Annotated in this window: 13 protein-coding genes; 4 read left to right on the top strand and 9 right to left on the bottom strand. The window is 33.8% G+C overall.

The annotated features are described in order from the left end of the window. Positions 1 to 46: 46 nt before the first annotated feature. From ptsG to cidR, 5 genes are all read right to left on the bottom strand, one after another. Entirely contained in the window at positions 47 to 2,113 is a 2,067-nt protein-coding gene (ptsG, locus tag ssp1_RS01780) for a glucose-specific PTS transporter subunit IIBC (RefSeq protein ID WP_075777982.1), read from the bottom strand. A 232-nt stretch (positions 2,114 to 2,345) separates the two neighbouring features. Further along, the gene (locus ssp1_RS01775) at positions 2,346 to 4,085 is read right to left on the bottom strand and encodes a pyruvate oxidase (RefSeq protein ID WP_002450129.1); all 1,740 of its coding nucleotides are present in this window, start codon (positions 4,083 to 4,085) and stop codon (positions 2,346 to 2,348) included. A gap of 44 nt (positions 4,086 to 4,129) precedes the next feature. Then, positions 4,130 to 4,819: an LrgB family protein gene (locus ssp1_RS01770; protein ID WP_002466957.1), complete on the bottom strand. Its 690-nt coding sequence runs from the start codon at positions 4,817 to 4,819 to the stop codon at positions 4,130 to 4,132. Continuing rightward, on the bottom strand, positions 4,816 to 5,208 hold the full coding sequence (locus tag ssp1_RS01765; RefSeq protein WP_002450131.1) for a CidA/LrgA family protein: 393 nt from the start codon (positions 5,206 to 5,208) through the stop codon (positions 4,816 to 4,818). Before ssp1_RS01765 ends, ssp1_RS01770 begins: the two co-directional genes overlap by 4 nt. A gap of 244 nt (positions 5,209 to 5,452) precedes the next feature. After that, positions 5,453 to 6,331: a cidABC operon transcriptional activator CidR gene (gene cidR, locus ssp1_RS01760; RefSeq protein WP_107532295.1), complete on the bottom strand. Its 879-nt coding sequence runs from the start codon at positions 6,329 to 6,331 to the stop codon at positions 5,453 to 5,455. 183 nt (positions 6,332 to 6,514) lie between these two features. On the opposite strand from cidR, the gene ssp1_RS01755 reads away from it, so the two are divergent. After that, positions 6,515 to 6,730 (top strand): sterile alpha motif-like domain-containing protein, encoded by a 216-nt coding sequence (locus ssp1_RS01755; RefSeq protein ID WP_002450133.1) that lies wholly within the window; start codon positions 6,515 to 6,517, stop codon positions 6,728 to 6,730. Positions 6,731 to 7,040: 310 nt separating this feature from the next. Beyond that, positions 7,041 to 7,478, top strand: a complete 438-nt coding sequence (locus ssp1_RS01750; RefSeq protein ID WP_075777980.1) for a CHAP domain-containing protein — start codon at positions 7,041 to 7,043, stop codon at positions 7,476 to 7,478. A 60-nt stretch (positions 7,479 to 7,538) separates the two neighbouring features. Here ssp1_RS01750 and ssp1_RS01745 read toward each other — a convergent pair whose 3' ends face one another. Continuing rightward, positions 7,539 to 8,819: a hydroxymethylglutaryl-CoA reductase, degradative gene (locus tag ssp1_RS01745; RefSeq protein ID WP_075777979.1), complete on the bottom strand. Its 1,281-nt coding sequence runs from the start codon at positions 8,817 to 8,819 to the stop codon at positions 7,539 to 7,541. A 353-nt stretch (positions 8,820 to 9,172) separates the two neighbouring features. Here ssp1_RS01745 and ssp1_RS01740 point away from each other — a divergent pair, with 353 nt between their 5' ends. After that, on the top strand, positions 9,173 to 10,339 hold the full coding sequence (locus ssp1_RS01740; protein WP_075777978.1) for a hydroxymethylglutaryl-CoA synthase: 1,167 nt from the start codon (positions 9,173 to 9,175) through the stop codon (positions 10,337 to 10,339). Between the two features lie 90 nt (positions 10,340 to 10,429). Here ssp1_RS01740 and ssp1_RS01735 read toward each other — a convergent pair whose 3' ends face one another. Then, positions 10,430 to 10,951 (bottom strand): methylated-DNA--[protein]-cysteine S-methyltransferase, encoded by a 522-nt coding sequence (locus ssp1_RS01735; RefSeq protein WP_002450137.1) that lies wholly within the window; start codon positions 10,949 to 10,951, stop codon positions 10,430 to 10,432. 77 nt (positions 10,952 to 11,028) lie between these two features. On the opposite strand from ssp1_RS01735, the gene ssp1_RS01730 reads away from it, so the two are divergent. Further along, positions 11,029 to 11,367, top strand: a complete 339-nt coding sequence (locus ssp1_RS01730; protein ID WP_002450138.1) for a YrhK family protein — start codon at positions 11,029 to 11,031, stop codon at positions 11,365 to 11,367. Positions 11,368 to 11,426: 59 nt separating this feature from the next. On the opposite strand, the gene ssp1_RS01725 is transcribed toward ssp1_RS01730, so the two are convergent. After that, on the bottom strand, positions 11,427 to 11,891 hold the full coding sequence (locus ssp1_RS01725; protein WP_002450139.1) for a hypothetical protein: 465 nt from the start codon (positions 11,889 to 11,891) through the stop codon (positions 11,427 to 11,429). 140 nt (positions 11,892 to 12,031) lie between these two features. Continuing rightward, positions 12,032 to 12,199 carry a FeoB-associated Cys-rich membrane protein gene (locus tag ssp1_RS01720; RefSeq protein WP_049423994.1) on the bottom strand — a complete coding sequence of 56 codons (168 nt, stop codon included), beginning with the start codon at positions 12,197 to 12,199 and terminating at the stop codon, positions 12,032 to 12,034. Positions 12,200 to 12,211 lie beyond the last annotated feature (12 nt).

The following is a 12,211-nucleotide window of genomic DNA, read 5'->3' as shown; positions in this document are numbered from 1 at the left end:
AAAAAAGTGCACATTTTAAAAATTTAAAATGTGCACTTATATATAGCTATTTAACTTTCATAATGCGTTGGCTTGGTTCAACACTGCTTGTCTTTTCAACTGTTAATGTTTGATCACCTAAATTAGTAATTACTAACGGTGTTACAACACTTGGTGCATGTTCTTTAAGATATGCTAAGTTCACTTTCATTAACGGTTGTCCTTGTGTTACTTTATCATCTGCTTTAACTAAACTTTCGAAACCTTCTCCATCTAGTTTAACTGTATCAATACCGATATGAATCAATAATTCAATACCTGTATCTGATTCTAAACCAATGGCATGTTTTGTTGGGAAGATTGTTTTAACAGTACCATCGAATGGTGCTACAATTTCACCTTTTTCAGGAATAAATCCAACACCGTCGCCCATCATTTTTTCTGAAAATACTTTATCAGGTACGTCAGATAATGGAACAATTTGACCAACACCTGGTGCGTAAATTTCACTTTCTTTAATATCTTCTACATGAACTGGTTCTTCAGAGTCTTCCTCAGTTACAGTCGTTTCACTTGGTTTAGTAATTTCACCATTCATGATTTTCGCCATATCATGTTTAATTTGGTCTGATTTCGGACCAAAAATCGCTTGCATGTTATTACCAACTTCAAGTACACCAGAAGCACCTAATGCTTTTAATCCTGGAACATCTACTTTAGCTTTATCATTTACTTCAACTCTTAAACGTGTAATACATGCGTCTAAGTGTTTGATATTATCTTTACCACCCATTGCATCTAAAACATCAAATGGTAATTTAGCGACACTTGAATCTCTGACCTCTTGCTCTTTATCTTCTCTACCTGGTGTTTTTAAGTTGAATTTACGGATTGCAAAGTCGAATAAGAAGTAATACACAACTGCGTATACGATACCAACTGGAATCACTAGTAATGCATGTGTTTTATCCCAGTTTAATAAACCGAATAATACATAGTCGATAAATCCACCTGAGAATGTCATACCAATTTTTACATCTAATAAATGCATGATTAAGAATGAAGATCCTGCTAATACGACGTGAATCGCATATAATAATGGTGCTACAAATAAGAATGAGAACTCAAGTGGTTCTGTAATCCCTGTTAAGAATGCTGTTAAACCTGCTGATAGCATTAAACCACCAACGATTTTTTTACGTTCTGGACGTGCATTTTTATAAATTGCAAATGCTGCAGCTGGTAAACCAAACATCATGAATGGATATTTACCAGTTGTAAATGTTCCTGCAGTAAATGGTACGCCATCTTTTAATTGCGCCATCCAAATACGTTGGTCACCACGTACGAGTTCTCCAGCATGATTTGTATAATGTCCAAATTCGAACCAGAATGGTGCATAGAAAATATGATGCAATCCAAATGGAATTAATGAACGTTCTATAACCCCGAAAATAAATGTTGTTAAAACTAAGTTCTTCGTTAGTAAGAAGTTAGATAAGTCATTTAATCCCGTTTGAATAGGTGGCCATATCCAACTTAATACAATACCTACAATAATTGCAGCTACTGATGTCGCAATTGGTACGAAACGTTTACCTGCGAAGAATCCTAAAAATGCTGGCAAAGTAATATTATAATACTTGTTGTAACACCATGCGGCTACAGCCCCCATGATAATACCGCCAAACACACCCGTTTGTAGGGTTGGAATACCTAATACAAGTGCATATTCAGGTTGTTTTGCTGCTTGGCTTAATTCTTTTGCGCCTTTTGCATAAGAGAAGATATCATCAATTGTAATATTTAAATATTTACCCATTGTCGCGTTCATAATTAAATATCCAACTAACGCTGCTAATGCTGCTACGCCATCTCCTCCTGCTAATCCAAGTGCTGTTCCGACTGCAAATAATAATGGTAAATTATCAAAGATAACTTGCCCTGCTGCTTCCATGATTGAAGAAATCATGACAAATACATGGTTTGTTAACCATGGTGCAATTTTGACTAACTGTTCATTATGCATTGCATTCCCAAATGCAAGTAAAATCCCAGCTGCCGGTAAAATTGCGACAGGTAGCATTAATGCTTTACCTATACGTTGCAATTGCCCAAAGAGCTTTTTAAACATGTAAAAACATTCCTCTCATATTGAAATCACTCGCATGCACATAAAAAATGGCATGAACAAACAAGACCATATTAAATGATCATCTGTTTGCTCATGCCTGCTTAACCAGTAACACGCAAATGTTATATTAAATTTAAATATAGTATACACATTTGTTTAAGCGTTTACAATAGTAATTTCAAAAAAACTCAGCCAAACTATTTTGGCTGAGTTTAAGCACTTTGCTTCTATATTATAAGAAACGTTTAGTTGCTACTGAGATTGGTGGGATTTGATCTAAGTCTAAGTGTTTATCTTCAGTGATAGATCTGTATGCCCATTTACCATAACCAAGTGCTTCTGCGTTAACAATTTTACCTGGTAGTGGTGCAGCGTTAGGGTCTACGTGTACGTCAACGATAGTTGGTACGTCTTGTGACATTGCTTCTTCAACAATATCATCTAAACGACTAACGTCTCTAACTGTATAACCTTTACCGCCTGCAGCTTCAGCGAATTTAGCATGATCCATATCAGAGAAATCAATGGCATATTCTAATTCACCTGCAGCTTGTTGTTCATATTTAATGAATGCTAATTGTTTATTGTTTAATACGAAAATTGTTAATGGTAAATCGTATTGAACTGCAGTTGCAAAGTCTTGCATAACCATTTGGAATGCACCGTCACCAGCGATAGCTACAGCTTGACGATTTGGGTATGCAATTTTAGATGCCATAGCACCAGGAAGTGCACAACCCATTGTACCTAACCAACTTGAGATGATGAATTTATTATTAACACCTAAGTTTAAGTAACGTGTTGACCATACAGTTGATGTACCAACATCTGCAGATACAATTGCATCTTCTTTTAAGTTGTCATTGATTGCTTTCATTAAACGTTCTGGACGTAATGGTGAATTATTGTTATTTAAGTCTTGTTCCATCCATTTATCCCAAACCGCTTTACGGTCTAATGCTTTATCTAAGAATGGACGTTTAGCAACATGTTTAATGTTTTCAGTTAATTGTTGTAACGCAATTTTACTGTCGCCTAAGATACCAACATTGATGTCGAAACGGTGACTGATATTTTCTTCTTTAGTATCAATTTGAATCGCTTTAATATTTTTCTTAGGTAAATATTTAACGAATGGGAAGTTAGTACCAATCATGATTAATAGGTCTGCATCTTGAATTGTTTGATAAGATGCTTTAGTACCGATTTGGCCTAAGTTACCTAAGTTATATGGGTGATCATCAGCAATAATTGCTTTTGCTGGTAATGTGTGAATAACTGGGATTTTAGCCATTTCTACGAATTCACGTAATTCATCTTTCGCATGTTGTGCACCAACACCGAAAAGTACAACTGGTTTTTTACTTTTATTGATTAATTTAGCAGCTTTTTTGATGTTTTTGAATTTAGGTGCAATTGCTTTTGGTTTAGTTGTGTTAACTGGTTTATCAGTTGTGTCTTTAATTGGTTGAGTTAAAAGATCGTTAGGGCAGATAACAACAGCTACACCTTTTTTCTCATAAGCAGTACGGATTGCTTCGTTAACAACCTCAAATACATTGTCGCCTTTTTGAATTTGGTGATTGTAAACCGCTACATCTTCACATAACTTAGATAAGTTAGTTTCTTGGAAAGCACCTGTACCTAAAAGACTATCGTTTGTTTGACCAGAAATAATCAATTGAGGAACGCTATCCATTTTAGCGTCGTACATACCGTTTAATAAGTGAACTAAACCAGGACCACCAATACTTAATGCAACCCCAATTTTACCTGTGATTTTTGTATAACTACCAGCAGCTAAACTTGCTACTTCTTCGTGACGTACGTGGTAGAATTTGAATTGATCTCTAACTGTACGTAGAGAGTCTACTACTGCGTCGATTGAATCTCCTGGGATTCCGTATAAGTGATCAATGTCCCATGCTTGTAATGCTTTAACTAATGCTTCATTTGCTTTGATTTTTGCCATTTTTTCAAATAGCCTCCCTTTCTATTTATATGAGTTTCTTCCCTTTAATAGAACAATAAAATAAGAATTGGTATTAAAATCGAACTGATTACTGCAGTTAATATCATACCAATCGAACTAAATGCGCCTGATTCTATATCTAATTCTAGTGCTTTTGCCGTACCGAAAGCATGAGAAGCGTTACCATAGGTTAAGCCTCTCGCGATAGATGACTGAAAGCCTCCCATACGCAATAGCATTGAACCTAGAATGCTGCCTATTAACCCTGTAGCTATTATAAAGAGCACTGTAATGGTGTCTGTACCACCAAGTTCATTGGATACTTCTATCCCTACGGCTGCCGTAATAGACCTTGGTAGCATCGTTACAATGGTTTCTTTTGAATAGCCAAAGATTTTCAACGTTACGTATACTAACATAAAATTAAGTACTACACCAGTTAACACGCTCGTGAAAATCACAAATAGATATTTCTTTATCTTCTGTCTATTTTGATAGAGTGGATAAGCCAAACAAACGACGGTTGCGTTTAAAATATGATTTATCCATTCCCCACCTTTCATGTAACCTTTATAACTAACGCCAAACATAAGCAGAATAGCTATAATGAGTATCGATGAAATTAATGCAGGGTTCAAAAAAGGATTGTTGTATCGATCTTGTAGTCTTCTAGCTATGATATATACCACAATCGTAAGCAGAATCATGATAGTAGCTTGCAATATATTTGTCATAACTTATCCGTTCCTTTTCCACCATCATCTCTTTTCACTAGCGTTTCAGCAATATAACCAGAAGATAAAGCCACTAAACATGTCCCTAAAATGATAATTAAAAAGAACAGTATGTAGTTTAGTGTAATATCTGATGCTACATTCATAACGCCAACAACAGACGGGATAAAGAAAAATACCATTGTTTTTAATAGGAAGTTTGCACCTTCGTCTACCCATGATACAGGGATAATTTTAAACTGTAACAATAGATAAAACATGAGTAGACCCACAATACTACCTGCTAAAGGAATGTGTAATAAGCGCTGCACTTCGGTACCGATGTATGAAATAAGTAATATAAGAATGATTTGTACAAAAAGTTGTAGTAAATCTCTCACCTTATGCATGCGATCTATCCCTTCTAAAAAATTTGTCCAAATTGTTACAACAATTTTTTAGTGATATTTGTAATTATAGTCTCCATCTTTCTATTATTAAAATACATTTTTCGAATATTAAACATTCCTTAAATCTATGGAAGCGCTATCTTAAACGTAATGTAAAAAGTCCCCCGCGTTAACGGGAGAACTCTACTCTATCTTTGTATTCCAACTTTCATAAAATTGATATCATTGGAACTTTATTACGCTCTTACCCTAAGCGTTCTCTTAAATAATCAATCCATTTATTCGCTGCATAGCTTAAACGTTTCCCTTGCTTCCAAACAATACCTAACTCCCAGTCTACATTTGCATCTTCGATTTTTAGAACACGTACATTTTCATTCATGAGTTGTGTAATAGAATAAGGTAATATAGCGATACCAAGTTGATTACTGATTAAGTTTTCGATGACGTTCCACTGTGAAATTTGAGACACCATATTAGGTATAAAACCAGCGTTTTTAGCAATTTCTATAATTTTATCATTTAAATAGAAATCATCATTAAATAAAATGAAGTCCTCTTGAATTAACTCTTTCATTTTTACAGATTGGAAACGTGCTAAAGGATGCTCATGGTGGATAACTACACATAACGATTCTTTATTTAAGGAAATGGCTTCAAATCGTTGTTGATCAACAGGTAATGTTGTAATACCAAAATCCAATTCATCATTTAATAGTTGCTGTTCGATATATTTTCCGCCATTCTCCACAAAGTTGAAGGTTACATTGGGGAAATGTTGGTGGAAATCACCAATCATATTAATTAAGGATTGCATATTCATCACTGCTGAAAGCCCTATATCCATATGACCTGTTTCTAATCCATATAAACTATTGATTTCAGATGGCAAGTTTTCATAAAGTGCAATGATTTCTTTACATTTATTAAAGAAGATTTGGCCTGCATCTGTTAATATAAGTTGCCTCTTCTCCCTATCAAACAATGGTACTGCCATCTCACCTTCAATATCTTTGATTGCTTTACTAATAGTAGGTTGAGCTATGAATAAAGACTTCGATGCATTAGTCATACCGCCTTGCCTCACAACTTCAACAAAATATTTCATATGTTTAATATCCACGCAACTCACCCATTCAAAAATGTATTTCTTTTATTATACATTATCACTTTGTTTTATATGTATGAAACATCAGTATACGATTGATTGTAGTTTTGTATATTTTTATTTACACATTATGCATTGTCACTTTGCTAACTGTGTTATAATTTAGTCTGGCTCAAATTGATTATTCGAGGTGAGGTATTGAGCTTTTACGAATTTATGCAAAATTTTCTTGGTGATGACACACCATTAGGCGAATTGGTTGATTGGATTAATCAAGATAACAATTTTCCTAGACAAGTGAAGAGCCAAAGTGAAATATTGTCATATTTTCGAACTAATCCGTGTCCCGAAGACTTATCAATGACGATTGTTAAAAGAGCATTGTCAGTCTTCAACCAATTCACTAATGTATGATCTATGTTAATTGTTATTTAGCATTCATCTAACATAATGAATACATGGAGTCTATCATCTCGAAAACGTCTTAAATGACGTCGAACGCTGCTAATAAAGTTTCGTACTTTATTGGCAGTTTTTTATTTTTTAACCTAATGTAAAATAATGCAAATTGCATGCAAATATAAATATTATTACAAATAACCTATTTTTATTTCAGTAGCGTTACAGTTACTTGTATAATTCGTTTCTAATGTTGTATTCTATCTTTTTTACATCTATTATGAATACGGTTACTAAATAAAAAAACGATTTTTGGGAGAAAAAAATGAAACTAAAACAATTACTATCTCGTGTCATAATCGCTACTGGAATCTTGTTAACTGGGACTATTGCTTATCAAACAGCTGAACGGACACACGTGTCAGAAGCAGCTTCATATAAAAATTATTACAATAAAGGTCAATGTACATGGTGGGCCTATCAACGACGTGCTCAATTAGGTAAACCTGTTTCTAATCGATGGGGAAATGCGAAAAATTGGTATTACAACGCAAGACGTTCTGGATATGCTACTGGTCATACACCTAGACGATATGCTGTTATGCAATCAACAGCAGGTTATTACGGACATGTTGCCGTAGTAGAAAGAATATATAATAACGGCAATATCAAAATATCAGAATACAATTATAATCGTCCATATGGATATGGGACGCGAATTATAAGTAAAGCATCTGCTCGTAATTATAACTACATTTATTAAAGACATTAAAAAGGACATTGTTACTGCAATTGTGATTGCAAACAATGTCCTTTTTTATACTTATTTATCTTGTCTTATTTGTTCTAAAATAGCTTTTGCCTTTGCTGAATTGGCTTTGTCTTCTTGTTTAAGCGCATCTGCTACTTGTGCAATTTCATCACCTTTTGCACCTACGATAATAGCTAATGATTTATACTGCAAACTCATATGACCTTGTTGTATCCCTTCTGATACAAGAGCTCTACATGCTGAGAAGTTTTGTGCTAAACCAACTGCTGCCACAACATGCCCTAATTCTTGTGCAGATTTAACATTCAATAAATCAAGTGATGCTTTAGCAATTGGTAATACTTTCGTACCGCCTCCCACTATTGCAAGTGTCATTGGTACTTCAATTGTACCTATAAGACGTTGACGTTCTTGATCATATGTCCAAGTCGCAATGCCTCTATATTGACCATCTCGACTTGCATATGCATGTGCACTGGCTTCTGCACCTCGTGTATCATTACCTGTTGCTAAAACGACTGCATGTATACCATTCATTACACCTTTATTATGTGTTGCTGCTCTGTGGATATCTACTTGTGCTAATACTGAAGCACGTTCCATTCTACGTGCGACCGCTTCACCATCACGTCCACCTTTATTAAGATCTTTGATGTCTATTTCTCCTTGTATCTTAACTACTGAAGCAGTTGCATGATTTGATAATATACTCATTAATACATCTTCATCTGGGAATTCATTTTTCAGGTGTGCTGTAATGGCTTCTAAAATGGTATTTAACATATTAGCACCCATCGCATCTTTAGTATCGACATAAACTTTAAGCGATAACAATTGCTGCTCTGGGAATGAATCTATTTCAATCTTTTGATAACCGCCACCTCTTGCTTTAATAGATGGATATGCTTCATCAGCTATTTGATGGATTTGATCTTCTTTATCTTGAATCGCTTGTGATAGACTTTCCGTATCAGTCACGCCATCAAATACAATTTGTCCGATCATTAATCGTTGACTAGAAACTGTTTTAAATCCACCGGTATTGTTTACTAATTTAGCCCCATAACTTGCAGCAGCTACTACGGATGGTTCTTCTACCATCATTGGTACCACATAAGGTTGTTCATCAACTATAATTTCAGGTAATAAACCCACTGGTAAAGTCCCTTGTCCAATTACATTTTCTATTAAACTATTCAGAACATCTTCATCTATCAGTGGATGATTTAAAAGAATGTCATGATTATCACTAGATAACCAACCATATGATTCTAATTGCTCTAATTTATCTTCTCGTGAAAGATGACGGAACCCTTTGTCTAATTTTTTCATTTATGTTTCTCCTTTATTTAACATTTTTAGTTATCATCGTTATTCGCAATCAAACGTGTATGCTTTAATCTAAAATTTAAAATATTTCCATAAAAGCGTAATCGTCTTGTAGATGATACTACCTATATGTCTCCTCAATCTTATAAAACATTCTAAAATTTTTAAATTATAACAACATTGCTCGCTATGTTTTTTAAATTCAACTTGATTCAAAAAGCTATTTAAAGCAATTATTAAAACGCTTACATAACTGTTATACATTAAGAGTAAAATCTGTTATATTCATTGTATATCACTAAATGATTTTGGTATGATACTAATGCTACTTTTAAAACTGAAAGGATGTACGCCTTATGAACATAGGTATAGATAAAATTAACTTTTATGTACCCAAATTTTATGTAGACATGGCAAAGCTTGCAGAAGCACGCCAAGTTGACCCAAATAAATTTTTAATTGGTATTGGCCAAACTGAAATGGCTGTAAGTCCAGTCAATCAAGACATCGTATCAATGGGAGCAAATGCTGCTAAAGATATTATAACAGACGAAGATAAAAAGAAAATCGGTATGGTTATTGTTGCAACTGAATCTGCAATTGATTCTGCTAAAGCCGCAGCCGTTCAAGTGCATCGTTTACTAGGAATTCAACCTTTTGCACGTTGCTTTGAGATGAAAGAAGCATGTTATGCTGCAACACCTGCCATTCAATTAGCTAAAGATTACCTTGCTAATCGTCCAGAAGAAAAGGTATTAGTTATTGCAAGTGATACTGCACGTTACGGCTTACAATCTGGTGGAGAGCCTACACAAGGTGCTGGTGCCGTAGCAATGATGATTTCACACAATCCTAGCATCTTACAACTTAATGATGATGCTGTCGCTTACACAGAAGATGTATATGATTTCTGGAGACCAACAGGCCATGCTTATCCATTAGTTGATGGTGCATTATCTAAAGATGCCTATATACGCTCATTCCAACATAGTTGGAACGAATATGCTAAACGTGAAAATAAATCATTAGCTGATTTCGAATCATTATGTTTCCATGTGCCATTTACAAAAATGGGTAAAAAAGCATTAGAATCAATTATTGATGACGCTGATGAAACAACGCAAGAACGTCTAAGAGCAGGTTATGAAGATGCGGTTTATTACAATCGTTATGTAGGTAATATTTACACTGGTTCATTATATTTAAGTCTTATTTCATTATTAGAAAATCACGAACTATCAAGTGGACAAACAATCGGACTATTTAGTTACGGTTCAGGTTCTGTCGGCGAATTCTTTAGTGCTAATGTTGTTGATGGTTATCAAAATCACTTAGATATCGAAAGTCATCAATCTGCGTTAAAACAACGTCAAGAAGTGTCAGTTGAAGACTACGAAACATTCTTTAAACGTTTTGACGAATTAGAATTTGATGAACAACAAGATAAAGTTGAAAATGATCAATCCATCTTCTATTTAAAAGCAATTAATGACAATATTCGTGAATACCACGTTCCAAAATAAACTTTATCAGAAATTGCATTTCTCATATGAATATAAACAAGCCTAGATGTATCGGACCATCATCATTGATGTCCACATCTAGGCTTTTTATTATGGCTTTGTTGTGTGTTTCGGTGTAAATAAATGCGTCATGTCTATATTTTCTATTTCTAATAATTTGATTTTATTAGGCAATGTCCCACCATACCCTGTCAAGCTACCATTTTTTCCAACTACCCGATGACATGGGATAATAATTGATATCGGATTACTACCTACCGCACCACCTACTGCTTGTGCTGACATCTTATCTTTATTCATTTTCTGAGCAATACATTGAGCTATATCACCATAAGTCGTTAATTTACCGTATTCTATTTGGTTCAACTCTTCCCACACATATTGTTGAAATGTTGTTCCTGATGGTTGAATAGGAATAGTTTCTTGTGGACGTTCTCCTTTAAAATACGTATCTAGCCAGGATCTTGTTTGTTTAAATATTGGTAACGATGCTTTGTTTTCTCTTTCAGTTGGTTGTTGTTGATTACTAAATAATAATTGAGTTAAATATTGACCATCACTGACTAATTCTAATTGGCCAACTGGTGATTGATAAAAGCAATTATATTCCATTATGATCACTCCAAATTCGTCTATTTCTATTTCAAGTTGTTTGAAAATGACTACCATTATATAATCAATTGGGGGTGATGATTGTGAAAAAGCATCCTAATGATGTCGATTTACATTTCAATACAAATAACCAACTTAATAGCAAAGCCACAGAAGCACATGCGAATCAAATCACTAACTTTTATAAAGCAATTTATCAAGTTAATGATATCGTATTAGGACTTGTCTTTTTAGTTGGTAGTTTCTTATTTTTTAGCGATAAAACCGTAACAATTGGAACAGTTCTCTTTGTTATCGGTAGTATACAAATGACGATAAGACCTGTCATCTCTTTCGTCCATGATTTGAAACTCGCCAACTTTTATCATAAACAATATTTAAAAGACTTGAATCAAAATACTAACAATAAAGACTAAAGGCTCTGTCACCTTTAGTCTTTATTCATTCAATCGCTTGATATTCTGAATTCTACTAATTATTGAAAATTGTATAACTTCATATTTTCTTGTTTCGCATATTCTAATGCTAAAATTTCTAAAATATTAATAAATGCCGGTTCATCTTTGACCTTGATATATTGAAATGTTAACCCGTATTCTTCTGCAGTTACACCTTTTAAATCTGATGTATCTTTTTTCTTACTTTTAGCAAGCTCTCGTCTAAATTTAGTTGTACCACTATCAGATTTAGAATTATATTGAGCTAATTTGCTATTTAAATCCTTTTGAATCGGCTTATACCCAGTTGAATAACCACCCGTTTGGCCGACAAAGACAGGTTTTTTATTATCAAATATCACATATACACCAAACTGATTCTCGACTTTTTCTCTATCTTCTTTCGTGAATGACAATGCCTCTTTCTTATCATATTTAAATAATTTCTTTAACTTCTTCTCATTGTCTTCTAATAACTGATTTAATTTCTTACTACCTTTCATGATTAAAATCCCCCAATAGTTTTTTATTTTTCTGCTTATTGACTATATATCACTATTTAAAAGTTTTAATCATTTTTCTAGTAAATTAATATTTCATCAATCATTTCTTAATATATTAAAAATCAGATATCGAACTTTTTTCATTTAAAAATTTTACTGTGGGTACTTTTAATTTGATCATCGCAATGACATTTAGAACTACAAGAACCACATTGCCCAGACTTGGATTGTTTAAAATATTTGATTAATACATAAGCTGTATAGCCAAATATTGCTAAAAATATCAAAATATTAATAATTATTGACATCATGCCACTTCC

Origin of the sequence: Staphylococcus sp. M0911, assembly GCF_003491325.1 — a bacterium.
Taxonomy (GTDB): domain Bacteria; phylum Bacillota; class Bacilli; order Staphylococcales; family Staphylococcaceae; genus Staphylococcus; species Staphylococcus warneri_A.
The sequence above is the reverse complement of the archived record's forward strand: the minus strand, read 5'-3'. Positions and strand labels throughout refer to the sequence as shown.

Coding starts and splice junctions, on each gene's coding strand:
- ssp1_RS01770 (WP_002466957.1), bottom strand. CDS start 4,819: ATGACAAATATATTGCAAGCTACTATCATGATTCTGCTTACGATTGTG.
- ptsG (WP_075777982.1), bottom strand. CDS start 2,113: ATGTTTAAAAAGCTCTTTGGGCAATTGCAACGTATAGGTAAAGCATTA.
- ssp1_RS01735 (WP_002450137.1), bottom strand. CDS start 10,951: ATGGAATATAATTGCTTTTATCAATCACCAGTTGGCCAATTAGAATTA.
- ssp1_RS01750 (WP_075777980.1), top strand. CDS start 7,041: ATGAAACTAAAACAATTACTATCTCGTGTCATAATCGCTACTGGAATC.
- ssp1_RS01725 (WP_002450139.1), bottom strand. CDS start 11,891: ATGAAAGGTAGTAAGAAATTAAATCAGTTATTAGAAGACAATGAGAAG.
- ssp1_RS01740 (WP_075777978.1), top strand. CDS start 9,173: ATGAACATAGGTATAGATAAAATTAACTTTTATGTACCCAAATTTTAT.
- ssp1_RS01775 (WP_002450129.1), bottom strand. CDS start 4,085: ATGGCAAAAATCAAAGCAAATGAAGCATTAGTTAAAGCATTACAAGCA.
- ssp1_RS01745 (WP_075777979.1), bottom strand. CDS start 8,819: ATGAAAAAATTAGACAAAGGGTTCCGTCATCTTTCACGAGAAGATAAA.
- ssp1_RS01765 (WP_002450131.1), bottom strand. CDS start 5,208: ATGCATAAGGTGAGAGATTTACTACAACTTTTTGTACAAATCATTCTT.
- ssp1_RS01720 (WP_049423994.1), bottom strand. CDS start 12,199: ATGTCAATAATTATTAATATTTTGATATTTTTAGCAATATTTGGCTAT.
- ssp1_RS01730 (WP_002450138.1), top strand. CDS start 11,029: ATGATTGTGAAAAAGCATCCTAATGATGTCGATTTACATTTCAATACA.